19 protein-coding genes are annotated in these 24,454 nt (G+C 36.0%); 4 read left to right on the forward strand and 15 right to left on the reverse strand.

Annotation, left to right across the window (positions count from 1 at the left end):
• Positions 1 to 16: 16 nt before the first annotated feature.
• Together GZ212_RS01865 and GZ212_RS01870 are read right to left on the reverse strand one after the other, a co-directional pair.
• Positions 17 to 1,519, reverse strand: coding sequence for a GH3 auxin-responsive promoter family protein (locus GZ212_RS01865; RefSeq protein WP_166956797.1), 1,503 nt, complete (start codon positions 1,517 to 1,519; stop codon positions 17 to 19).
• On the reverse strand, positions 1,519 to 2,388 hold the full coding sequence (locus GZ212_RS01870) for a M23 family metallopeptidase (RefSeq protein WP_166956798.1): 870 nt from the start codon (positions 2,386 to 2,388) through the stop codon (positions 1,519 to 1,521). Before GZ212_RS01870 ends, GZ212_RS01865 begins: the two co-directional genes overlap by 1 nt.
• A 117-nt stretch (positions 2,389 to 2,505) precedes the next feature.
• Between GZ212_RS01870 and tatA the strand changes: the two genes are divergently transcribed.
• A complete protein-coding gene (gene tatA, locus GZ212_RS01875) occupies positions 2,506 to 2,688 on the forward strand; it encodes a twin-arginine translocase TatA/TatE family subunit (protein WP_053970774.1) in 183 nt (60 codons plus the stop codon).
• A gap of 71 nt (positions 2,689 to 2,759) precedes the next feature.
• Here tatA and GZ212_RS01880 read toward each other — a convergent pair whose 3' ends face one another.
• The 3 genes from GZ212_RS01880 to pgk form a co-directional block, all read right to left on the reverse strand.
• The gene (locus tag GZ212_RS01880) at positions 2,760 to 3,746 is read right to left on the reverse strand and encodes a DUF4837 family protein (protein ID WP_166956799.1); all 987 of its coding nucleotides are present in this window, start codon (positions 3,744 to 3,746) and stop codon (positions 2,760 to 2,762) included.
• A 29-nt stretch (positions 3,747 to 3,775) separates the two neighbouring features.
• Positions 3,776 to 5,374: a LysM peptidoglycan-binding domain-containing protein gene (locus GZ212_RS01885; protein WP_166956800.1), complete on the reverse strand. Its 1,599-nt coding sequence runs from the start codon at positions 5,372 to 5,374 to the stop codon at positions 3,776 to 3,778.
• Between the two features lie 95 nt (positions 5,375 to 5,469).
• Positions 5,470 to 6,657 carry a phosphoglycerate kinase gene (pgk, locus tag GZ212_RS01890; RefSeq protein ID WP_166956801.1) on the reverse strand — a complete coding sequence of 396 codons (1,188 nt, stop codon included), beginning with the start codon at positions 6,655 to 6,657 and terminating at the stop codon, positions 5,470 to 5,472.
• A 74-nt stretch (positions 6,658 to 6,731) separates the two neighbouring features.
• On the opposite strand from pgk, the gene GZ212_RS01895 reads away from it, so the two are divergent.
• Positions 6,732 to 7,886, forward strand: coding sequence for an ATP-binding protein (locus GZ212_RS01895; protein ID WP_166956803.1), 1,155 nt, complete (start codon positions 6,732 to 6,734; stop codon positions 7,884 to 7,886).
• 71 nt (positions 7,887 to 7,957) lie between these two features.
• Here the strand turns inward: GZ212_RS01895 and GZ212_RS01900 are convergent, their stop codons facing one another.
• The 5 genes from GZ212_RS01900 to GZ212_RS01920 form a co-directional block, all read right to left on the reverse strand.
• Positions 7,958 to 8,515, reverse strand: a complete 558-nt coding sequence (locus GZ212_RS01900) for a hypothetical protein (RefSeq protein ID WP_206080362.1) — start codon at positions 8,513 to 8,515, stop codon at positions 7,958 to 7,960.
• Between the two features lie 140 nt (positions 8,516 to 8,655).
• Positions 8,656 to 10,458, reverse strand: a complete 1,803-nt coding sequence (locus GZ212_RS01905) for a hypothetical protein (protein WP_166956807.1) — start codon at positions 10,456 to 10,458, stop codon at positions 8,656 to 8,658.
• Positions 10,459 to 10,527: 69 nt separating this feature from the next.
• Entirely contained in the window at positions 10,528 to 11,205 is a 678-nt protein-coding gene (locus tag GZ212_RS01910) for a hypothetical protein (RefSeq protein ID WP_166956809.1), read from the reverse strand.
• A gap of 28 nt (positions 11,206 to 11,233) precedes the next feature.
• Entirely contained in the window at positions 11,234 to 12,079 is an 846-nt protein-coding gene (locus GZ212_RS01915; RefSeq protein WP_240923706.1) for a DUF4249 domain-containing protein, read from the reverse strand.
• Between the two features lies 1 nt (position 12,080).
• Entirely contained in the window at positions 12,081 to 14,456 is a 2,376-nt protein-coding gene (locus GZ212_RS01920; RefSeq protein ID WP_166956811.1) for a TonB-dependent receptor, read from the reverse strand.
• 156 nt (positions 14,457 to 14,612) lie between these two features.
• On the opposite strand from GZ212_RS01920, the gene GZ212_RS01925 reads away from it, so the two are divergent.
• Complete coding sequence (locus GZ212_RS01925; protein ID WP_166956813.1) at positions 14,613 to 15,221, forward strand: porin family protein; 609 nt, start codon at positions 14,613 to 14,615, stop codon at positions 15,219 to 15,221.
• 114 nt (positions 15,222 to 15,335) lie between these two features.
• On the opposite strand, the gene GZ212_RS01930 is transcribed toward GZ212_RS01925, so the two are convergent.
• From GZ212_RS01930 to GZ212_RS01950, 5 genes are all read right to left on the reverse strand, one after another.
• A complete protein-coding gene (locus tag GZ212_RS01930; protein ID WP_166956815.1) occupies positions 15,336 to 15,848 on the reverse strand; it encodes an OmpH family outer membrane protein in 513 nt (170 codons plus the stop codon).
• Positions 15,849 to 16,059: 211 nt separating this feature from the next.
• Positions 16,060 to 16,926 carry a class I SAM-dependent methyltransferase gene (locus tag GZ212_RS01935; protein WP_166956817.1) on the reverse strand — a complete coding sequence of 289 codons (867 nt, stop codon included), beginning with the start codon at positions 16,924 to 16,926 and terminating at the stop codon, positions 16,060 to 16,062.
• Between the two features lie 115 nt (positions 16,927 to 17,041).
• Complete coding sequence (gene mnmG, locus GZ212_RS01940) at positions 17,042 to 18,952, reverse strand: tRNA uridine-5-carboxymethylaminomethyl(34) synthesis enzyme MnmG (protein ID WP_305056662.1); 1,911 nt, start codon at positions 18,950 to 18,952, stop codon at positions 17,042 to 17,044.
• 30 nt (positions 18,953 to 18,982) lie between these two features.
• Positions 18,983 to 19,402, reverse strand: coding sequence for an rRNA maturation RNase YbeY (gene ybeY, locus GZ212_RS01945; RefSeq protein WP_166956819.1), 420 nt, complete (start codon positions 19,400 to 19,402; stop codon positions 18,983 to 18,985).
• Positions 19,395 to 22,817 carry a DUF4175 family protein gene (locus GZ212_RS01950; protein WP_166956821.1) on the reverse strand — a complete coding sequence of 1,141 codons (3,423 nt, stop codon included), beginning with the start codon at positions 22,815 to 22,817 and terminating at the stop codon, positions 19,395 to 19,397. The genes ybeY and GZ212_RS01950 overlap by 8 nt, the downstream gene beginning before the upstream one ends.
• Positions 22,818 to 22,915: 98 nt before the next feature.
• Between GZ212_RS01950 and gltX the strand changes: the two genes are divergently transcribed.
• The gene (gene gltX / locus GZ212_RS01955; protein ID WP_166956823.1) at positions 22,916 to 24,430 is read left to right on the forward strand and encodes a glutamate--tRNA ligase; all 1,515 of its coding nucleotides are present in this window, start codon (positions 22,916 to 22,918) and stop codon (positions 24,428 to 24,430) included.
• Positions 24,431 to 24,454 lie beyond the last annotated feature (24 nt).

The raw sequence follows: 24,454 nt of genomic DNA on the forward strand, positions 1-24,454 counted from the left end.
GAACGCAAATATAACACTATTTAACCAATATGAATTCTTCAAGAGCATCTGCAATTTTACGATCATTAGATAGTCTAGGGATTTTATTTTGCCCCCCCAACTTTCCTATGGATTTCATGTAATCTTGAAAACCATTTTTCTTAATTGGCCTAATAACCAAAGGCTTTAGTACCTTTCCAACGATTAAATCATAATAATAGCTGTTTTGATTTTGTAACGCCAAATCTATTTTTGATGCAATTTCTTCCAAATTGGCAGGAAGCTTCTCAAACTCTACAAACCATTCATGGTAAGGCAAACCTGCAGTCGGATTAATTTGTGGAGCCACTGTAAATTCAGTGACTTCTATTTGATGAGCATCCATGGCCTCGTTGAGGGCATACTCTACTTCCTTCCCAATAACATGTTCACCAAAAGCGGAGATAAAATGTTTTATGCGGCCTGATACGATGACCCGATAAGGTTTTATGGAAGTAAATTGAACTGTATCTCCAATATTATAGGCCCACAATCCCGCATTGGTAGAAATCAACATAACATAATTGACTCCTATCTCGACATCTTTTAAGGTTAATCTTTTTGGGTTCTCATCAAAAAATTCATCAGCTTTTACAAATTCATAGAATATTCCAGAATCCAATAATAACAACATCCCCTTTTCTCCCTGTTTATCCTGATATGCAAAAAAGCCTTCACTGGCAGGGTATAATTCGATACTATCGACTTTTCGTCCAATAAGATTTTCAAATTTCGTTCGGTAAGGTTCATAATTAACCCCTCCAAAAATAAACAGGTTAAAGTTTGGAAATACTTCACCAACCTTCTTCCCTGTTTTTTCTATGATCCTCTCAAAATACATCTGTACCCAAGAAGGAATTCCTGAAATTATGGTCATATCCTCAGGAAGTGTTTCTTCTACTATGGCATCCACTTTGGTTTCCCAATCTTCAATACAATTGGTCTCCCAACTAGGCATTCTATTCTTCTGCAAATATTTTGGCACATAATGAGCAACTATCCCAGAAAGACGCCCTAACTGAATACCATTCTTTTCATCCAAAATGGGACTTCCTTGTAAAAAGATCATCTTGCCATCAACAAAGGCTGTATTTCCAGTTTCTGCCACATACATCAGAATGGCATTTCTAGCGGCCTCCACATGAAATGGCATGCTTTCCTTTGTTATAGGGATATACTTAGCCCCAGAAGTAGTTCCAGATGTTTTGGCAAAATAAAGGGGCTTGCCTTTCCAAAGTACATTTTCTTCACCTGCAACAACCCTTTCTACATAAGATTTTAAAGCCTCATAATCTCTTATAGGCACCCTATTTACAAAATCTTCATGGCTTTTAATCGTCCCAAAATCATGATCTTTTCCAAAAGCAGTTTTCTCTGCTTTTTTTATAAGCTCAAAGAAAACTTTCTCTTGGGTTTCAATAGGGTTCATGGCCCATTTTTGAACAGACTTATGGACTCTTTTGGCAAATGGCTTAACTAAGGCAGCTTTTAATGAAAACATTAATTAAAATCGATAAAATTGGTTGGATTGATCGGGTAGCCATCTTTCCACAGTTCAAAATGTAGGTGAGGTCCCGAACTTAACTCACCTGTATCTCCAATTGTTGCAATAACCTCTCCAGATTTAACCAACTCACCTTGAGTCTTGTTTAGTGAAGAGTTATGCTTATAAACAGATATTAATCCATTCCCGTGTTCAATAATCATGACGTAACCCGTCTCTGCTGTCCATTCGGCAAAAATAACGGTTCCATCTGCCGTTGCTTTAATTGGCGTGTTTTCTGGAGCAATGACATCTATAGCGTAGTGCTTTTCATCAAAATTATACTCCTGTGAAATGGACCCACTTATAGGAGGGAACAGCACAAAATTAATCGTTGAAGTAGCAGTTTCAAACAGATTGTATTTGTCTTCTTTCTCAACTTTTAAACGTAGTAAAGAATCCTCTTTGGTAGGTTTCAAATTAATCACAGAAGCATCCAATTTAGCATCTTCAATTGTTGAATCCCTATTGAATTCTTGAGGACTCACCTCGCCATGAAGTACCTTTCTAATAGACTCAAAATACTTTTCGTTTATGGCCATAAGCCGTTGCAAAGAATCTGTTTTATAATTCAATTCAACAGCCTTCTCTTTTAAAGCAGTAGAAGAATAGCCTGGAATATATTCTCTAAGAGGTGTAAAAGCAATTAAGAAAATGGTTCCCAACACCAAAAAGATGGATGTTAAGGACATCAACACAAAAACATTTAGGCGGTTTAACCTAAAGGATAAGCGCTCTTCAAAAGTATCTTCATTTAAAATAACCAGTCGGTACTTGTGAAGTAGCTTCTTCTTTATTTTCTTGGATTTCTTTTTTTCCGCAGTCATTATCTAACAAAATTAATTAAAATAATTCATGGCTATGTTTAGTTAATGCTAAAGTTGTTATGAAAACGCTTTTATTGAAGTTTAATTATTAAATTTGCCCCATAAATAATAGATGTTATGATAGCAGCAAGTATTTTTTTAGCAGTAGGTCCTTGGCAAATCGTTTTAATTGTCTTGATTGTTCTATTGTTATTTGGAGGTAAAAAGATTCCTGAATTGATGAGAGGTTTAGGCAGTGGAATCAAGGAGTTTAAAGATGCTAGCAAAGATGAAAATGCATCAACAGATAAAAAAGAGTAACTACTTTTTTGACCTATAAGAAAAATGCCCGACAATTGTCGGGCATTTTTTTATTCCATTATTTAAAACTGTTAATCCTCATCAAATTTGATGGATCTGATAATAGATTCCAGTTCAAAGACATAATCTCTCTTCTCTACAGAAGGAGCAAAAACAAAACCTTCTGCAACCAAAAGTCTATTGTGCTCCTTATCGTCTATAATATAGTTGATAAATGGGCCAGCCATGAAATCCTTTTTTACATCCCACATTCCTTTGGTTTCAATACTTGATTTTCCATCAATACTCGTGTCAAAAATAAAGGGAGCATAAGCATCATCTGTGGTCATGTGGGTTCCATCCAACCTTCCAGGAATATGAGTTCTTCCAATTGAATCCCTTAGCTTCAAAATATCTCCTACAAGGCTATCTCCCTTTTTAATGGCGCCATAAGGCAATTCATAAAGCATCAGGTTTGAGTGCCCTGTGGTAATGTCTTTTCTAATCCAGTAAAAATCATCTTTATCAACCGCTATTCTGTAAGCCGATGGAAAGGTGATGGAGATATCCAGTTTCTTTTTGATGGTATTATTGACATTTGGAGATAACTTAATTCGTCGCTGTTGTTCCTTAATTTCTTCCGCCTTAAAAGCCGCTATGATGTCATCTTCATGACCCTTTATTTGTTCTATGATTGCTTCTTTAGTTGGCCCTGTAACTAACACCACTCTTTGAGGTCTGGCATAAACGTCCTTTAAAATTTTTACGTTAGCCTCTTGGGTTGTTTCAATCTTCAAAACGGTTCTGTTTTGAGTTACAAACCCAGAAAAAACAGCAGGTGGAATTTGATTCATTGTGAATAAAGGCTCGTCCTGTGGCAAACCATCTACCGGTGCGGCTAAAACATTTCTGATGGTTTCACCAACACTTCCTTCCCAAAAGTCATTGCTTAACACCACAGAAAGGTGGTTTATTTTTCCTGAAGATTCTGGTAGTACTCTAAAGTTTGAAGATTTTTTTCCATCGCTTTTACAAGATACCATTAGCAAAACAGCTAGGAAATAAATAATTTTTTTCATGATGTAGTGTTCAATTTGATGAAACTTGATTACCCTTTACCAATTTTTAATTTCATACCGGGTTTTAAGTTGTTACTACTAATATCGTTCCATTCTTTAATATTATCAACAGAAACTCCGGGAAATTTTTTAGAAATGCTCCACAAAGAGTCTCCCTCCTTAACTACATAGGTTTTAAAATCACCTGAAGACTGGGTTTTGGAAGCATTGGTTTTAGTACTACTTGAACTCGTTGGTTTAGAAACCATATTTCCAGGTTTTCTTGGATAAATAGTTAACCTTTGACCAATATTGATGTTATTGCTTCTTAAGCCATTCCATTGTTTAATCTGGCTTACCCTAACACCATATTTGCGTGCAATGCGCCCCAAATAATCACCACTTCTCACACGATACGTAACCTTGGCATCAGCTTCAAAAAACTGAGGTAAAGGCTTTTCTCTTTTATTGAATTCAGCTTTGGCAAAGCTATAAATGCTGTCCTCATTGTTTACAAACATCCCTATCGATTTTCGAGGCAGTCGTAAATAGTATTTTTTGCCCTCAATTTTTGGGATGATGTCGAGTTTGTAAGACGGATTTAAAAATTGAAGTTCCTCAATGGGCACATCGGTCGTTTCTGAAATTTGATCCAAAGAAATCATGTCTTTCACCAAAACAGTGTCGGTTTCAAAGTAATGAAACAGAGGTCTTTCCGATTTAAAACCGTGTTCCTTGGCATATTCAAAAATATACATTGTGGCTAAGAAAGCTGGAACATACCCAGCTGTTTCACGTGGAAGATTGTGCCTAATGTTCCAATAATTGGTATAGCCGCCCGATCTTCTTATGGCCTTAGAAACGTTCCCAGGCCCCGAATTGTATGCTGCAAGAGCCAAATCCCAATCGCCAAAAATACCATATAGCTTAGACAAATATGCCGCCGCTGATTGGGTGGACATAATAGGGTCGCTACGCTCATCTACATAACTACTCACATCCAAACCATACATCTTTCCTGTGGTAAACATGAATTGCCAAAGACCTGTAGCACCCACTCTAGATTTGGCTCGCGGTTTTAAAGCTGATTCCACTATGGAAAGGTATTTCATTTCTAAAGGAATGTCGTAGTTGTCAAATTCGGCCTCAAACATGGGGAAATAGAAATGACTCAATCCCATAATACGTTCAAAATAATTCCTACGATCTTTTAAAAATCTCTTGATAACACTCTCCAAAGACGGATTGTATTCCACATTAAAAGGGGTCTTGGCATTTAGTCTGGCCAATCTAGCCTTGAGGGTATCTGTAGATAGTTCTGGATAATCTACTGGTTCAAAATCGAGTTCTGAAACGGTTTTATAAATCGTGTCAAAAAGGGTGTTGCTATAAAGCTCTTCCAACCACTTTTTGTCAATGCTCATGGCCAATTCGTGATCTTCCAAATGACCAAAGCTCAAAGAATCCTTAACGGGAATGCCTTTTACAAAATGCTTTTTACCATCTACAATGGTATCCACATCTAGTCCCTCCATCTCATTTAATTCGGCCTCTGTATATCCTAACTCTTCCCGGTCAACCCGCAAAGAATCTTGACTCCACATAAGCTGACCAAAAAATAGCAAACCAAAAAAAATACCATATTTCATAAATGAGTGTTTTGTTTTAAGCATACAACGCCAAAATATTAGAATTCTTATAAAAAACAAATCGGCACAAATTCTGTGCCGATGTTTACTTAAATCTATTCTAAAATAGCAGCAATACCCGGAAGCGTCTTGCCTTCAAGACTTTCCAACATGGCACCACCACCTGTACTGACATAACTTACTTTGTCTTCAAAACCAAATTGTTTCACTGCAGCAACCGAGTCACCTCCTCCTACTAAAGAGAATGCGCCATTTTTAGTGGCTTCAGCAATGGAATTCCCCAATGAAATGGTTCCTTTGGCAAAATTTTCCATTTCAAAAACGCCTAAAGGTCCGTTCCATAAAATGGTTTTACATTGGTTAACTACCTTATCAAAATTTTCTAATGTTTTAGGTCCGGCATCCAAACCTTGCCACCCATCAGGAATTTTATCTACATCAACAATTTGCGTCTCTGCATTATTAGCAAAGTCATTAGCGGCAATGACATCTACTGGTAAATGAACCTCAACGCCTTTTGCTTTGGCTTGTTTTAAAATATCTAATGCCAATTCCTGTTTGTCATCCTCACATATGGAATCACCAATAGAACCTCCTTGTGCTTTCACAAAAGTATAGGTCATTCCTCCACCAACAATCAGATGGTCTACTTTATCTAAAATATTTTCTATAATAGTGATTTTTGAAGAAACCTTAGCTCCTCCTAATACCGCTAAAACAGGTTTTTCGCTATTATTTAAAACCTTGTCAATACTGTCTATTTCTTTTTCCATTAAGAAACCAAAGCATTTGCTTTCTGGGAAAAATTGAGCAATAATGGTGGTAGATGCATGAGCTCTATGTGCTGTTCCAAAAGCATCATTTACATAAAAATCACCCAAGCTCGCCAATTGTTTAGAGAACTCTACATCTCCTCCTGTTTCTTCGGAATGAAAACGTAAATTTTCAAGTAATAAAATTTCACCTGGCTTTAAGTTTTGAGCAGCTTCTTCAGCTTCCTGCCCAATGCAATTTGATGCAAACTTTACCTCAACACCCAAAATATCTTCAACTTTTGGTACAATATGCCTTAAAGAAAACTCATCTTGTGCTCCTTTAGGCCTACCCAAATGAGACATCAAAATACAACTACCACCATCTTCCAAGATTTTTATAATAGTTGGTTTTGCAGACACAATCCTTGTAGCATCAGTAACCTCAAATTTATCATTTAAGGGAACATTAAAATCGACTCTGATTAAAGCTTTTTTGCCCTCAAAGTTAAAGTCATTAAGTGTTTTCATTTTTTAAAAATTTAGAAACACAAATATAATTCTTTCCTTTCAGAATAAGGATGTAATTCTGTTATCTTTGCCTTATGCAGTTTCGCGAAGTTCTAGGTCAGGAGCACATAAAAAATCATTTGGTACAGAGTATTGAGAACGGAAGAATTCCGCACGCTCAACTGTTTGTTGGTCCCGAAGGTTGCGGTACCTTGCCTATGTCTATTGCCTATGCCCAATACCTATTATGCCAAAATGTTGAAGGTGAAAATACCGGTGGTAATGAATCTTGCAATTTAAAATTCAATAACCTCTCCCATCCCGATTTACATTTTGCCTTTCCAGTGGCAGCCAATGACAAGGTTAAAAAGCATCCCGTGTCCAATCATTTCATGGAAGAATGGCGCGAACTCTTGAAGGAGCAGCCTTATGGCAACCTGTTTGACTGGTACAAAAAACTCCATATCGAAAATAAACAAGGCCAAATTGGCGTGGATGAGGCCCTGGAAATTGTAAAGTCGCTTTCGCTTAAATCTTATGAAGGTGGTTATAAAGTGATGATTATTTGGATGGCAGAGAAAATGAACGATTCCGCTGCTAATAAACTTTTAAAGCTGATTGAAGAACCGCCAAACAAAACGGTTTTTATCTTGATTGCTGAAGACGAAGGACAGATTATAAATACCATTAGATCCCGCTGTCAAGTATTGCATTTTCCACCTTTGTCTGAAAACACCATTACCGAAGCCCTTGTTAAAAATTACGATCTTAAAGAAGAGGTCGCTATTAAAATTGCACATCAAGCTGATGGCAATTATAACAAGGCTTGTGATTTGGTTTATCAAGACAGTGAGGACACCCAATTTGAAACTTGGTTTATTTTTTGGGTGCGAAGTGCTTTTAGAGCCAAGGGGAATAAAAGTGCCATACACGACTTGATTAGTTGGAGTGAAGAAATTGCCAAAACAGGTCGTGAAACCCAAAAGCAGTTTTTACACTTTTGTTTGGGCTTTTTTAGACAGGCTATGTTGATGAATTTTAAGGCTCAGGAATTGGTTTACTTGGAAACCCAAACCAAAGGCTTTGATCTCAGTAAATTTGCGCCCTTTGTGCATGAAAACAACATTTTGGATATTTCCAACGAACTACAGGACGCCATTTACCATATAGAGCGTAATGGGAACGCCAAAATTATTTTAACTGACTTATCCATTAAATTGACGCGACTGCTTCATAAAAAGGCGGGGTAAAAAACTTGTCATTTCTTTTAATACCTTGGGAAGAATGAGATATGCTATAATCTTAGTTTGAAACAAAAAAGTCACCTAACAATTACTGTTTTTGAAATTAAATTTTCTTTAGAAATAAGTCTGATTTCATCTGATTTCAAAGATTCTTCTGTTTTTAAATAAACTTTATCCTCAATTATTCCATTGATGTAATTAACCCCTCTTTTATTAAATACGGTTTCAAAAATAAAACCTTTGTTATTTCTTGCATATATACTATCTAATTCAAAATTACTTCTGATGTAATTAACCGATTTATCCACTAAATCTTGTTCTGAAAGAGGTTGCTTTATTTTATGAAAGAATAAAGTTCTAATTGGAAGGTTTATGCTTTCAACATCTGTCGATATAGAATCAAAAACACAATGATACTTAATCGCCACAACATAAAGACTGTCTTTGAACAACTCTTTAACTCTTTCTTGCTTCGCATTGTAAAATTCAAAGGAGAACTGCTGATCTGAAACACCAAAATCTTGAATCTTTTCCTTATCAAGATGATTATTACAATTAAAAAGAATTAGTAAAATTATAAATATAACTACACGTAAATCTTTCATCCTTTGCCATTTCTCTCTATTGAAACTCATTTATCAGATTTCTCCTAGTTTAAGCTGACACAAACTTACACAAAAACATGTGTTGTCTGTATTTAGAATTTTGAGAATGGAGATAACCCAATAAGAGAAAACAATAACCCATTAGTATCTATTGACAAGAATCTACTTTCCTAAGCCATCACTAGCTCTGGAATTTCAACAGCGTTTAATTCTTCTTTACAATTCTCCAATTCTTTGATAACTGACTTACCATAAGCCGATGAAACAAACAACTGTTGGTAATACGCAATCCCATCAAACAAATGTGTCTTAAAAGTCGTCCATTTTTTGATTTGCTTGGTCGTTACCTCTAATGACATATCTGCAAGTTCGTTTTTAAGATAATCCACATACATCTTGAGTTCTTTAACAAACATATGGGGACGGTTTTTATGTGACAACACCGACTTATAGCCATAAATATGTTGCATCATCTCAGATAGCTTCACCTCCTTATCAAAATAGGCCATATTGGGTCCCGGACATATCACCACGCCTTGAGCTTGCCCTTTAATGGGTAGGTTGTTTTCCAAATAAGACGCATTGGCCAAACCAACACACAAACAAGCTTTTTCGGTTATTTTAGCCTTTGCGCTTTCATAAGCTTCATAAGTCAACTCACCTCTTTTAGCTTCCAACTCTTCCAATTTCACATCTTGATATTTTTTAGATGCCGTACATGTACCCTCGGGATCCAACTCTTTACTGAGTGCCAAATATTTTTTGGGACAGGAACTTCCAGCCTTATCAGCATCAATACGCTGTTGCTTGTAAAACTCGTTGGTTGTACCCTTGATGGTATTAAAGGGAACACCTAGGGGTGAAATCCCGCTTAAATATAAATCCTCTTCTTGCGCCTCAGCCAACAAATTTCTAGTCTCCTTATCTACCGAAGTAGCTTCGGGCACCAATAAAAATGGAGATCCCCAACCTACGGAATCCACTTGATAATGATCCAGTAAAAATTGGTGTTCTTCGGCAGTTCCAACACCTCCTTGTACTGTAATTTTGAGTTCCAATGGTTGCTGAGGAACCGATTTATCCTTTTGACTCAATGCAGCTACCAAAACAGCATGGGTTTCCTGAATCAGTTCGTCTCTTTTTGTTTTGAATTCTTCCAAAATGGGCCCTAATAAATAGCCATCAGTGGCAAAAGCATGTCCGCCACAATTCAAGCCCGATTCAATGCGATATTCTGAAACCCAAAGGCCCTTTTTAGCCAAATATTTCCCTTGAATGGTTGCCGACCGGTAATCGCTCACCTTCAGAATAATTTTCTTATTTAAAGCCCCTTGTTCGTTGGGAAAGAAATCGTCAAAGTTTTCAAAATAACTGTATAATCTGGGATTCATCCCTGCAGAAAGTACCACAGAAGAATGCAATCTACTTTGGGCAAACCCTCGAAGGGATGCATGTGCATCATTAAAGGCAACAGGGAGTTGTTCTCCTTTATTAAAATTATCCTTATCAACCTTAGTCATGATATTCACATCAATATCGCCCGGTTTTAAATGCGCTTCTAAATAATGCTTGATATGCTCTTTAAAAGCAGCTCCTTCTTCTAGTAAATGGGTAAGTCCTTCCTTGATACTGGAAGAATTTGGTAAGGTAGCCATAAACTGTTCTAAGGCCGATTTGCTATCAATCAATTCTGCTTTGAATTTGGCGAATTTGTCCTTTACGATGGTATCTACCAAATTGAGGTAAGACGTCACACGTTGAGCGCGGTAATCTTGGGCTTTTTTTGTGATTTCTTGATAAGGCAACTGGATCTTTTCACTATAAAAAGCGTTCATACGCTCCATCAACTCATCATCAATGATAGAGATTACCGAGGAAATGCCGTAATGAGCCACTCTTATGGGGCTGTCTATGGTATAGGATAATCCCATTACAGGAATATGAAAGCTATGGATGGGTTTAGGATTGGTCATCTTTTAATCTTTAAAATTTAGACAAACCACAAAAATGACCAATCCTAAGTTAATAGAAGCTGATATTTGTCATGCAATAACTATTTTGGTAAACAATTCACCTTTTTCAATCACTCTATAACCTAACACCTTATTTTGGATAAATGCATTCATTATTCTTGAACTGAAGAATGGACCTGCACATTGTAAATTAATGATATCATGATTTTCAAATCGTTCATTCAACACTATTTGTTTAACAAGTAAATTTCGTCCTATGGATTCCCTTTTATAATTTTCAAAAGACTCAAACACAATATTTGTTTCCAGAATCTTATCATAAAAAATTGATCTAGAATAATTAATCGAAGAAGAATCCTTTTCAATAGGGATCATTAAAAAATAATAAATATCCTCAGTCCCAGATATGTTCATTTTTTTAAATTGATATTGATTACCTTCTATTTTCAAAACATCCAATATCGTTTTAACTTTTTCGCTGACTATATATTCCAATCCTACAACAAAAGGAATAACTTTCATGAAGTCTATTGGTTTCTTGTTTTTTTGAAAAATTTTCCCAGTTACTTTATCAGGCAATAAAGCAACCAAATCTTGCTTATCATCAAAATACTTTTGGATGTTTAATGAGTACTTTCTACTTAAGTCATAAATCCACCTGTCTTTAATCTGAACTGAAATAGGAGCTTCACTTCTTCCTATTATACATGAATCTATAGCCGCTCTAATTTGATAAAAATCTTTCACAACAATTATAAACTAAACAATGACAACCCTACTCAAACGTATAACTTCTCTTATCCACTTCTGTCACCCTAAAATATCCAAAGGCATAATTAGCCGGTTGGGTTTCATTGATGCAATTCCCTTTTACCTGAGCAGCCAAAGAACTAAAAGGATCACCCTGCGAACTGCTTTGCTCGATTAAAATACGGATGTAATTGTAATAAGCTTCAGAAATACCATAGAGGTCTATGGCAACCATATCACCCGGCACCAAAGGATATTCCCCATTATCTGGGTCATCCTGCTTTTCATAAAAATCATGAATTTCATTTCCATTAAAAAATTCATCTGATCGATCTCCCAATTCAGCAAATTGATCGCCTTCCCTCTGGTACTTGATCAAATAATAATTCTCCTCATCTGCTGGGTCATTAAAATAGATATTAACTTCTAGAAGTTCGTCATCAAACCCACCTTCCACACTTTGAGTAATGTTACTTATTTCCACTACTGGAGTCATCACTTCTGTGGCCGTGTAAGTTTCTCCTTGGTATACCACGGAAAGTTCGTAAGTGTCACCAATAACTGGAACAAAACTGGATGTGGTATAGGAGCCATCATTCATATCATCAAAAATAAAAGTCTCACCAGAATCAAGGTTTTCAACGGTTACAGAAGCACCTGTAACATCTGAGTTACTGGTGGTATCAAAATAGGGTGTTGAAAGTCTTAATTCGATGCTCTGCTCATTACCGGCAGTACCTTTTTCCCAATCCAATGAGGCTTCAATGACCAATCGGGTTGCCGCTGTTGGTACATCCACATCAATGACGTCTTCACAGGATACTAATGTTATAAAACCGCTTAATAAAATATATAGAATCTTTTTCATCATACTAAAATTTAAAATTATAGGAAACCGATGGAATAGCTCCGAAAATGGAAATCCGGGTCGCTTCATTCATACCAGTTTGTCGGTTCTGACTAAAACTAATCGATGCGGCATTCCTCCTGTTATAGACATTGTAAATTCCAAAAACCCATTCCGATTTCCATTTTCTCCCAGCATTTTTCCTTGGAGTTAACGTCGCCGAAAGATCCAGGCGGTGGTAAGCAGGCAAGCGGTCTTCATTTCGATTGGAATAGCTTGCAATAGATAGACCTTCGTACTCATATTGTCCGTTAGGATACGTAACTGGTCGTCCTGTTTGGAAAATAAAATTGGAACTAAAAGTCCATTTATCATTCAGTTTGTACATGCCAGTAACCGAAATATCATGAGTTCGGTCATAAGGCGTGTTGTACCAATCCCCATTGTTTATTCCAGGACCACCAGCGTTTCCGCCCAAAGTACGTTGCTCAGATTTGGATAAAGTATAGGACAACCAACCGGTAAGGTTGCCTTTATTCTTTCTGAACAAGACTTCCAACCCATAGGCACGAGCCTCTCCATTTAATATTTCTGTTTCTATGTTGTTGTTTCCTATTAAATCAGAACCATCGATATAGTCAATACGGTTGTCTATTTGTTTGTAATAGGTTTCCAGTTCCAGACTAAAGGCATTATCCATCAATTTCTTATAATAACCCAAGGCATACTGATGTGATATTTGTGGCTCAACATAAGGGCCACTGGGCGTCCACACATCCAAAGGTGTTACCGAAGAGGTATTGGACAAGAGATGTAAATATTGCGTCGATTTGGTGTAACTTGCTTTTAATGCTGTTTGGTCATTCATTTGGTATGACAACCCGATTCTAGGCTCGAAATTCCCAAAACTTTTGATGCTTTCCCCTTTTTTGTAATAAGTTTCACTGGCTACTTCTCCTCTTTCATAAATACCTATTTGGCTGTTATAAACTACCGGAGCATCGTTTACATACTGTGATATGGGTTGGCCTCCCAATCTGGAGAAATAACTGTATCTAAAACCATAGTTTAGATTCAGTTTTTCAGAAAGTTCATGTTCTGCTCCTACATAAAAAGCACCCTCAAAAGCTCTTTTATCATCCAATTTTAAATAGTTGATGGATGATGTTTCGGAGGTTGGACTCACCTCACCCGGATTCAACTTATAGCTGATACCGCTAATACCAAAATCCAACTTCAATCGGTTATTGACATAATAACCAAAATCATATTTTAAATTATAGTTTTGGATATCTGCTAACCAATCCAATTCAATAAAATCCAAGATAATGCGATAATCATATTTGCTGTAAATAAGTGACAAGTTGGAAAACAATTTGTCATTAAAAACATGGTTCCACCTCAAATTTCCTGAAATATTCCCATAGTTGTTTTCGATTAAATCTGAAAGGGTAAACCCATCACGACCAAAATATCCCGATAGATATAAGCGGTTGTTTTGATTGAGCTCATAATTGGTCTTTAGGTTTAAATCATAGAAAGAAATTTTATCGTCTTGAACATCTTCAATCAATGGCATAAATAATTGAGCGTAAGAAGCCCGACCAGCAACCAAGAAGGATCCCTTTTGGTTAAATAAGGGTGATTCCGCAGATAATCTACTGGAAATCAAACCAATACCTCCATTAAGATCAAATTCCTTACTGTTTCCATCCTTTTGCCTCACATCCAAAACAGAAGATATTCTCCCCCCGTATTTAGCAGGAATATCTCCCTTGTATAGCCTGATATCCTTAATCGCATCGGCATTGAAAACAGATATAAAGCCAAATAAATGGGACGTATTATAGATAATTGCTTCATCAAGCAAAACCAAATTTTGATCAGCTGCTCCGCCACGTACATGAAATCCAGAAGAACCTTCGCCATTATTCGTTACTCCTGGAAGCAATTGAATGGATTTAACTACATCTGCCTCACCCAAGACTACAGGAATCTGTTTAATAGTCTTAGCATTCAATTTGGAAACGCTCATTTGAGGGTCTCTTAAACTAATACTCTCTGATTGCTCCGCATTGATAATGACCTCATCCAGAGCCATGGAAGACTCCTCTAATTCCAAATTAAAATTTAACTTTTTATTTAAGTTAACGTCTTGTTTTACAGAGTTATAACCAATAAAAGAGATGATTAAAGTATAATTTCCCTCAGGTGCTTGAAGTGAAAAAAATCCGTATTCATTTGTTGTGGTTCCAAAATTGGTCCCTTCTAAATAAACAGTGGCCCCCATAAGGGTTTCACCATTGCTTTGGTCTTTGATTGTACCGCTGATACTATAAGTTTCCTGAGCGTGAATTAAAGACTCCGAAAATAACAGGCAGATCAATAAAAAGTGTTTCATTAAAATTTTTCGATTTTTGATTGATTGTTTATGGTTTCAAAACTAACGCAAAGTACACTATATAGTTTATGAGTATTTAAATAATTTAGTATATTGATTTCAAATTGCCTCTTTTTAAGGAAATTGAAACATTAGAGGCCAAAAAAATATCGCCCCATGCCAAAAATATTGCTTGTTCTTCAATTCCTTCTTCTAAGCGCCAAATTTTACTCACAAGAGCTGCAGACATCAAATGATTCCTTTAAAAATAAAGGATTTTATAACATAACACGATCAAGCATCATCAAGCCAATTAAAATCATTCAAATCCAAAACATTGAAGGCTTAGGAACCATAGAGTCGAACCCAAGTACTAATAGGGCATTTTCATATAGCATTGAAACCATTACTGGCTATTTTTTGACGCCTTACTTTTCTTTGGGATTAGGGTTTGGTTTTGATGGCTATCAAAACCCTACATTCAATACACTTCCGGTTTTCCTTGACCTAAGATTGTATGGTACCGATGACGAAAATTCTCCATATATTTATGGGAATATAGGTCCATCAATAAATTTAGGTGGAGGTGAATCTCCCACTTTTAAAAAGGGCATGATTTTCAATTTCGGTTTAGGCTATAAATTTAATGTCCGTGATTCTTTATTTCTTGTAACTGACGTTTTTTATTCCCACAAAAATGTAAGCCTAACAAAAGAATGGTTAGATAAATCACCCAATACAATTAAAATAAATGGTATCGGTCTTAGTGTGGGTGCTATTTTTTAAACATACAAGACAAAGTAATCCCTCTCAAATTTCTTGAGTTATTTTCTGTCGGTAATTTCCTATTCAAAAAATTGTGTCAAATTAAAAAAGCCAGTATTCAAACTGGCTTTTGTATTACTTTTTATAGGACTCATTCAGTTCCTTTAAAACGGCATCGGTGATATCTGTTTCTGCTTTGCCAAACAACACGCTACCTCCTTCATTCTTTCCTAAGATAAACGTATAGCCATTTTTCTCTCCATAGGCTTCTACTTTCTCATCAATATTATTGATTAGCGAATCTATTTGACTGGTATAATTTCTTTGTATAGCCGCTTGGTCCATTTGGATCTGTTGCTGGATTCTTTGCCATTTTTGACCAAAAATCTGATATTTCTCATCTTGAGTAGCTTGCGGTGCATTGCCATATTTAAGTTGTACATCCTCAGCTTCGGCCTGATAAGCGACATTCAAACTGTCGTTCTTTTTTTGAAAAGCCTTCTTTTCTTTTTCAAATTGAGCTTCAAGATCTATTTTTTCTTGATACTCATTAATTAATTTACTGTTATCTACAAATCCTATTTTTTGGGATTGATTGCAAGAAGATAACAAAATGGCAGAAACGACTACCAAACCAATTTTTTTCATAAACGATTTTATTAGTAAAACACAAATGTATAAAAGTGGCCATAATTGTATAAAAATTAAAATCACTAGTTATATAATAATAATTTATACAAGCAAAAGAAGCAATAAGAGATATCAATCAAAATTGAATCGTATAAAAGCAAAATAAGCCCGATTCTGCATTTTGATGCACTAATAGACATCTGAACCCTAAAAACCCTCTCAGAGGCTCTTATTTTGGATAATTGGTCTTTTTTAGCACATAAATCAGCGAAGAATATTCCTTTGAGCTTCTAGCCTTCCTATTTGACTTAAATCCAGTCCAAAATGCCTTAATAGGATTTGATGATCCTGTGACATATTTTTCCGAAAGCAAGCTCACATAATAGGAATCAAATTTCATTGGATGAATTTCTGTCACCTGCATATGGTTTTCTTTCGCCCATTGAGCTATACTAGTTTTAGAAAAGTGCCAAAGATGTCTAGGAACATCATAAGCGGCCCAAAACTGTTTGTAATGTTTTGCATCAAAACTTTTAAAATTGGGAACCGCAATAATTAATGTCCCTTCATCTTTCAACAACAAGTTAAATTGCTTCCATTGCAAATCTAGATTTGGCAAATGTTCTAAAACATGCCAAAGGGTAATGACATCAAAACCGGCTTCCTTTTCTTGAACTTTCTCTAAAGTTTCAAATAGTTCCTTCCCAATTTTATTTTGAGCAATGCTTCGAGCTTGTTGGTTTGGCTCTACACCATAAACATCCCATTGATATTTTTTAGCAGTATTCAAAAAATCGCCAGTACCACATCCAATGTCTAAAAGTTTCTTGTCGGAATTGTGATGTTCATTTATTAATGCTACTTTTTTCTTCAAAGAATATTCACGAACCAAATGATATACTTTTTCAAAAAGATTGCGCTTTGAGTCGGTATGTGAAATGTAATCTTCACTTTCATAATACCTCCCTAATTCTTCAATCTTTGGTTGTGGTTTGGTCACCAGCATATCATAATGAGCGTCATATTCCAAAGTAAATTCTTCTTGGGAAACCGAATGGTCTTTAACTTTTAATGGCGATTGGGGATTGGATTTCATGAAAAATTGGGCATTTGAAGCATCTTAAAAATGCATAAAAAGATATTTGGATTTCATAAAGATTTGCAATAATGTAAATTTTCTTCTTGGTGTTCCACGTGGAACGATTCAAAAATTAGCGACCCATATAAACCAATAAAACCGAAATATCTGCAGGAGAAACACCGCTAATTCTTGAAGCCTGAGAGATCGTTACTGGTTGAATTTTGTTCAACTTTTCCCTTGCTTCAAAACTCATAGATTTCAACTGAGAATAATCAAAGTTCTTTGGAATTTTGATATTTTCAAGCCTCGTTAATTTGTCGGCATTGTTTTTTTCCTTTTCGATATAACCAGAATATTTCACTTGAATTTCGGTTTGCTCTATAACCTCTGAATCCAAATTATGCTCTTCGATGTACTGAGAAACATCACTAATTTGACGCATATCATCTATCGTGATATTAGGTCTAGCGAATATCTTAAACATTTTATCAGATTGCTTCATTGGAGCAGAATCCTTAGCCTCTAAAACGGGATTAATGTCTTCTGGCTTGACGCTAGTATCTTTAAAAAATTGAACGAAAGCGGATGACATTTCCTTCTTCTCCTCCATTCTCCTAAGACGTTTTTCACTTGCCAATCCAATCTCATAACCCTTAGGTGTTAATCTAAAATCAGCATTGTCTTGCCTTAATAAAGTTCGATATTCAGCCCTAGAAGTAAACATACGATAAGGTTCTTCTGTACCTTTTGTTATCAAATCATCTATTAAAACCCCAATATAAGCCTCACTCCTATTTAACATAAAAGGATCCTTTTCCTGAACCTTTAAACTGGCATTAATACCCGCCATCAAACCTTGAGAAGCTGCCTCTTCATAACCCGTAGTTCCGTTAATCTGTCCGGCAAAATACAAACCAGAAACCAATTTAGTTTCTAAGGTATGTTGCAATTGTGTAGGTGGAAAATAATCATATTCTATTGCGTATCCTGGTCTAAAAAATTTGACATTCTCAAACCCTGGCACCGAACTTAAAGCTTTAAATTGGACGTCCTCTGGTAGTGATGTAGAAAATCCATTCACATAAACCTCGACCGTATTCCAACCTTCTGGTTCCACAAAAAGCTGGTGTCTATCCTTGTCAGCAAAACGATTGATTTTATCTTCAATTGAAGGACAATATCTAGGACCTAAACTTTTAATGCGACCATTAAACATTGGAGATCTATCAAAACCTTCACGTAATAAATCATGAACTTCTGGGCTTGTATAAGTCATATGACAAGACCTCTGACGTGTCAAAGGTTTGGTGATATCCAGATATGAAAACTTCTCAGGATTGTCATCACCTGGCTGATCAATCATTTTAGAATAATCTAAAGATCTTCCATCAACCCTAGGTGGTGTTCCCGTCTTCATTCTACCAGAATCAAATCCCAATTGTACCAATTGTTCGGTAATTCCAGTGGCAGCTTTTTCACCAGCTCTTCCTCCCCCAAAATTCTTTTCCCCAATATGAATTAAACCATTCAAAAAGGTGCCGTTGGTTAACACCACAGTTTTAGATTTTATTTCAATACCTAAAGAAGTTTTTACTCCAACAACCCGATTTCCTTCCAATAAAATTCCAGACACCATCTCTTGGTAAAAATCCAAATTTGGCGTTTGCTCCAAAAGCATTCTCCAGTCCTCAGCAAAACGCATTCGATCACTTTGCACCCTTGGACTCCACATTGCTGGTCCTTTAGATTTGTTTAGCATCTTAAATTGAATAGCAGAAGTATCACTCACGATCCCACTGTAACCACCTAAGGCATCAATCTCCCGAACAATTTGACCTTTAGCAATACCACCCATAGCTGGGTTGCACGACATTTGTGCAATATTTTGAAGATTCATTGTAATTAGCAGGGTTTTACTACCCATATTAGCAGCAGCAGCAGCAGCTTCACTGCCAGCATGACCAGCACCGACTACAATAACATCATATGTATCTCGAAATAAACTCATATTAGTGTTCCACGTGAAACAATTATGTTTCATTTTTGATTAAGCGTGCAAATATAAGGCGAATTATGAAAACTGTGCAAGCTTCTCTAAACAGTCATTCTCCTTTTGTCTCATCAAGGCTTTATCACTTTCAGTTTTGTCTTTATAACCACAGTAATGTAAAATACCATGAATCATAACCCGGGAAAGTTCTTGATCAAAACTTACGTCAAAATCAGAGGCATTATCAGCCACTCTTTCAACCGAGATAAATATATCTCCATGTAATATTTTTCCGACTTTATAATCAAAGCTAATGATGTCCGTCAAGGTATCATGATCCAGAAATTCCACGTTTATTTTATGAAGATAATCGTCATCACAAAAAATGTAATTGATATCACCCATAACTAAACCCTCACTTTCGATAACACTCTGAATCCATTGAGAAATCTGTTCTTCGTTATCAACTTTAAAATCTGTCTCGTAATTGTAACTAATCATTAGTTTGTTTAAAATATTCTTTTACTTTTTTATTATACACTGGCTGTAATGGTAATGCCTGTCTGTTTAAAATCTCATCCGTATTGAAATACTCCTTAGCCGTAGGGATTTTATCCTGACTGGTATTTTGATACTGCTTATCATTAGTTTCAGATTCGCGCTTATTTTCCTTTCCTTGTTTGAAGGAAGCATTCTCCATCTTCAACAATTGATGTTCAAAACGCTTCATTTGCTCTACTGTTTGTTCTGTAAGTCCTTTATTTAGCAAATCCATTTCAACATTTTCCATTTGCTTCAGTAAACTATTGCCGTTAGGATTAATCCCAGCTTCTCTTAATCGATTCTCAAGTTCCTGTCTAATCTGACTTTGTTGCTGATATATCTGAAATAACAATTCGTTTTCCGATTCAGAATCCATTCCATTATTGCTTTGTTTTTGGTCTCCGTTTTGACCATTTCCATTTTCGCCGCCACTTTGACCATTTTGACCCTCACCCCTTTCGCCTTGACCCTTTTGCTCACCAGCTTCCTTACCTTTCTGTCCTTGTCCTTTTTGAAGACCTTCTTGTGCTTGTTTATTCAATTCTTCCTGACTCATGATAATATCTGGCAAACCCTCTTCTGGCTTTTGACCTTGTTGGCCCTTACCACTACCCTGCCCCTGACCTTGGGCATTCATTTGCATTTGCATGTTGTTAAGAAGATTACTTAAAAAATCCGCCAAATTGTTAGCAGAAGTAATGGTATACTGTTGGTTACTAACCCCTTGATAAATACGGTTATCAGAAAAATGATCCATGGATTTATCAATATTAAAAAAGACATCATAAATTTGCTGATTGACAAATTCAGAGATTTTAGGTTGTCTTAAAGACAGAGCGAACAAACTATCATCAATGTGAGAAAAATGTTCTTTTAAAGCGTACTGCCTTTTCAAATAATCAGCATACTTATTGTGGTTTGGTTGGATATCCTTAAACAGATCCATCAAATTTTCTTGATCGAAAGAAAACAGTATCAGATTGTCCAAAATCTTTCGTAGCATTTCAATATCCTCTTGCATTTGTTCACCACCGCCGCCCATCATCATCATAGACTGTTGCATTTGCTGGCTCATCTGTTTCATTTTTTGACCAGCCTGCTTTTGCTTTTTTGATGCGTTTTGGTTATTCTGTTGGGATTCCTGTTTCTTTCCTTGGTTTGAATTTTCTTCTTGTTTTTCCAATTCATCTGAAGCCTCTTCCTGATCCTTCTTAATATCATCTTCCATCTTTTCATTATTAGGCAGCTTCATTGGCTCAATAAGCTTTTCGTTTTCCTTTTCCAAAGCATCCATTTCCTTTTGAAAATCTTCGAACTTTTTATTCAGACTATCTTGGTCCGATTTCTTGTTTTCCTCTTCGTCTTTATTGCTTTGTTCCAATTGTTCATCTGCCAATTCATTCAACTCCCCTTGAAGCTTTTCCATCTTCTTATTAATGTAATAGCGTTTGGTCAATTCCAACAATTGCTCTAAACTTCGTTTTTGATTCTTGTTTTGTTTGGCTAATTGCTCTAACTTTTCAGATAACTCTTCTTTATTAATTTTGTCTTGCAATTTTTGAAGCTCCTCTAGCAATTTTTCGTCTTCCTTTAATTGCTTTTCATTATCCTTTAACCGTTCCTTTAAATCCTCCTTAAAATCATCTGATTCTTGATCTTGTTGAAATTTCTCCAAATTATCAGTGAGCTTCTCATTATAGTTCTGCATCATTTCCTCCTGTTGCTTCTGACGCTTCAAGAAATTCTCCAATTGTCTTTTTTCATTAAAATTGAGTTCCGCTTTCTCCTTTTGTGTACGTGACAACTCTTCTAATTCCTTCTGACGTTCATCAAACTTTTCTAAGGATTTATCAAGATCTTGAATGGTTTCATTCTGTTGATTGAGCTGTTCAGCCTCTTCTTCTAATTTTGTTGATTTTCTATAGGTATAAACCTGGCTTTTAGTTCCTTTAAAATGATTAATAGCATCATTATCAAATACTTGAAAATAAAGTTCATAACTCACGCCCTCCTCCAATTCTAATTGATTAGGAAACACACTGATAAAATCTGTAATGTTAGTAGACTCTATTGGAATGGCAACCACCTGTTTATCAGACTCATTGCTAACTGGATAATAAACTAATTGCAACTTACTAAGGCCATAATCATCACTAGCTTGACCTTTAAAATATAAGGTTTTTTGGTCCATAGAATCTATAGCCATTTGCAGCTTCAATTCTGGAAATTCATCCTTTATCACATTGATATTAAAGGATAAATGCTCATAGTCTTTGAGCGAAGCATTACTCGTACTGATATCATACGGAAATTTGTCAAACACCTGCTTTGTTCCTTCAAAATAGCCAGATCCAATTCGCTCTAAACTTAAAGTATCGGCTCCATAAATAGAAACCGCATCGGTTGTTTTTGTTTTTAACTTCCATGTAATTTGAGTCCCTTGAGGCACATTGGCATTACCAGTACTTTTTAAAATCTCATCGGTTCTTTTGGTATAGGACGGATAATCCAAAACCATTTCAAAATCCAAAATACTAGGAACACTTGTAACCGTGAGTTCATAAGGTTTGGAAGTAACAGCTCCCGATGTAAAATGAAACTGAACATCCTTCTTGGGTTGTTTAAAGACAAATTCAAAATCCCCTAGTCCGTTATGGTTTAAAAAATAGGATTCCCCATTAAAATTAATTTTGGCATTCTCGGGGAATACGTCACCTGCCGTCTTTACCTGAAGTTTAAAATCCTTATTTTCTATAGCTTGCAAATCTTCATTGACCACAAAAAATTGAAACGGTGCTGGTGGCTCATAAGCCGTTTTAAAGTTAACCACCCTCGTATAGCTATCACTAAACCAATTAATCTTTCCAGTAATAACAGATATTAAAATGATAGCGATAGGAATAGCGGCATACTTTAAATACCTGGTATTTTTATTAAAATTGATTGCCAACTTAAAGGGTACCGGCGATAATTCGGTTGATTTTTGTTCGATGCTCGCTAATAACAATTCAGATTGCTGAGCGTCACTTCTCAATTGTAGAACATTAAGCAATTTATCATTGACCTCAGGAAAATGATTTCCAATGATTGTAGCCGCCTCTTTATAATCAATACCCTTTTGAAGCTTAAAAAGACGCATCAAGGGAATGACAATGAACTTCACAAAAAGTGCCATTTCTACCAATATAAATACCCAGAACAAGATGGTTCTAGCTGTGGTATTTAGCCATAATACATATTCTATAAAAAGAGTGAACAGGAAATAAAGCAAGCCAATGGAAAAAAACAAAATAGCACCCTTAAGCAATTCATTGGTATAATAACGCTTAATAAACTGCTCTAATTTGTTCTGAATGGTAGTAAAATGGCTCAATTTCCTTACTTTCTGTATTAACTTACTAATCTACAATTTTATTTTTCAAACCCTTGATAATAATGTGTTAATTGTATCTTTGCACAAAATTACAAAAGATGAGTAAAAACGTTCGCGTTAGATTCGCTCCTAGTCCTACAGGACCTTTACATATTGGAGGTGTACGTACTGCCCTATTCAATTATTTATTTGCCAAGAAACACGGTGGTACTTTTGTACTTCGTATCGAAGACACAGACCAAAACCGCTATGTTGAAGGAGCTGAAAACTACATTGTAGAATCTTTAAAATGGTGTGGAATTCCATTTGAAGAAGGACCTGGTACCAATGAAAAATTTGGACCCTACCGTCAAAGTGAACGTAAACATCTTTACAAAGCCTATGCAGACCAGTTGATTGCTGAAGGAAAAGCTTATTATGCTTTTGATACAGCAGAAGAGTTGGATGCTCATAGAAAAGACCATGAAGAAAAAGGGAAAACCTTTATTTACAATTGGCACAACCGACTTAAACTTAAAAATTCATTGTCTGTTTCTGCTGAAGAAGTTCAAGAAAAACTGAATGCAGGAGAAGATTATGTGATTCGTTTTAAATCGCCCCAAGATGAAACTCTTCATTTAAAGGATATCATTAGAGGTGATATAAAAATTGATACCAATACACTTGATGACAAGGTTCTGTTTAAAGCAGATGGCATGCCTACTTACCACCTGGCGAACATTGTGGATGACCATCTTATGGAAATCACCCATGTGATACGTGGTGAAGAATGGTTGCCATCATTAGCTTTACACGTAATGCTTTATGACGCTTTTGGCTGGGAAGCACCAGAATTTGCTCATTTGCCGTTGATTTTGAAACCTACTGGAAAAGGTAAGTTAAGCAAACGTGACGGAGATAAATTAGGGTTTCCTGTATTCCCTTTAGCATGGAAAGATGAGCAAACAGGAGATATTTCTAGAGGTTATAGAGAAGATGGTTATTTTCCTGAAGCTGTAGTTAATTTCTTGGCTTTTTTAGGTTGGAACCCAGGAACCGAACAGGAAATTTTCAGTTTAGAAGAACTTATCGAAGCCTTCGATCTGGAAAAAGTTCATAAAGCAGGTGCGCGCTTTGACCCAGATAAAACCAAATGGTTCAACCATCATTACATGCAAGAACAACACAATGATGACTTGGCCGAACAATTTAAAATGGTCTATCCTGAGGAGCTTAACGACATAGATATCAACTATATTTCTATGGTTATTGGCCTGATCAAAGAACGAGCAACTTTTGTTTATGATTTTTGGAACCTAGGACATTTCTTTTTTCAAACTCCAGAAGAATTAGATGAGAAATCGGTAAAAAAGGCTTGGAAAGTGGATACACCCGAGTTGATGAAAGAACTCATTACGGTAATTGATTCCATTGAAGATTATTCACAAGAAGTGATTCAAAATACAATTAAAGGATGGATCACGTCCAAAGAAATTGGATTTGGAAAGGTGATGATGCCTTTAAGACTTTCGCTAGTAGGATCATTGCAAGGTCCCGATGTTTTTGATATCATGTATATGATAGGAAAAAACGAAAGCATCAGAAGAATTGACAATTTACTGAACACCCTATAAAAGAAAAAGCGGACCTTCTAAGTC

This window comes from Mangrovimonas sp. CR14, assembly GCF_011764015.1.
Classification (GTDB): Bacteria; Bacteroidota; Bacteroidia; order Flavobacteriales; family Flavobacteriaceae; genus Mangrovimonas; species Mangrovimonas futianensis.

Bases quoted from the DNA above. Each gene is read 5' to 3' on its own strand.
- GZ212_RS01900 (WP_206080362.1), bottom strand. From the start codon at position 8,515: ATGAGTTTCAATAGAGAGAAATGGCAAAGGATGAAAGATTTACGTGTA.
- GZ212_RS01905 (WP_166956807.1), bottom strand. From the start codon at position 10,458: ATGACCAATCCTAAACCCATCCATAGCTTTCATATTCCTGTAATGGGA.
- GZ212_RS01925 (WP_166956813.1), top strand. From the start codon at position 14,613: ATGCCAAAAATATTGCTTGTTCTTCAATTCCTTCTTCTAAGCGCCAAA.
- pgk (WP_166956801.1), bottom strand. From the start codon at position 6,657: ATGAAAACACTTAATGACTTTAACTTTGAGGGCAAAAAAGCTTTAATC.
- GZ212_RS01865 (WP_166956797.1), bottom strand. From the start codon at position 1,519: ATGTTTTCATTAAAAGCTGCCTTAGTTAAGCCATTTGCCAAAAGAGTC.
- GZ212_RS01885 (WP_166956800.1), bottom strand. From the start codon at position 5,374: ATGAAATATGGTATTTTTTTTGGTTTGCTATTTTTTGGTCAGCTTATG.
- GZ212_RS01880 (WP_166956799.1), bottom strand. From the start codon at position 3,746: ATGAAAAAAATTATTTATTTCCTAGCTGTTTTGCTAATGGTATCTTGT.
- GZ212_RS01895 (WP_166956803.1), top strand. From the start codon at position 6,732: ATGCAGTTTCGCGAAGTTCTAGGTCAGGAGCACATAAAAAATCATTTG.
- GZ212_RS01935 (WP_166956817.1), bottom strand. From the start codon at position 16,926: ATGAAATCCAATCCCCAATCGCCATTAAAAGTTAAAGACCATTCGGTT.
- GZ212_RS01870 (WP_166956798.1), bottom strand. From the start codon at position 2,388: ATGACTGCGGAAAAAAAGAAATCCAAGAAAATAAAGAAGAAGCTACTT.
- GZ212_RS01920 (WP_166956811.1), bottom strand. From the start codon at position 14,456: ATGAAACACTTTTTATTGATCTGCCTGTTATTTTCGGAGTCTTTAATT.
- ybeY (WP_166956819.1), bottom strand. From the start codon at position 19,402: ATGATTAGTTACAATTACGAGACAGATTTTAAAGTTGATAACGAAGAA.
- mnmG (WP_305056662.1), bottom strand. From the start codon at position 18,952: ATGAAACATAATTGTTTCACGTGGAACACTAATATGAGTTTATTTCGA.
- GZ212_RS01930 (WP_166956815.1), bottom strand. From the start codon at position 15,848: ATGAAAAAAATTGGTTTGGTAGTCGTTTCTGCCATTTTGTTATCTTCT.
- GZ212_RS01915 (WP_240923706.1), bottom strand. From the start codon at position 12,079: ATGATGAAAAAGATTCTATATATTTTATTAAGCGGTTTTATAACATTA.
- gltX (WP_166956823.1), top strand. From the start codon at position 22,916: ATGAGTAAAAACGTTCGCGTTAGATTCGCTCCTAGTCCTACAGGACCT.
- tatA (WP_053970774.1), top strand. From the start codon at position 2,506: ATGATAGCAGCAAGTATTTTTTTAGCAGTAGGTCCTTGGCAAATCGTT.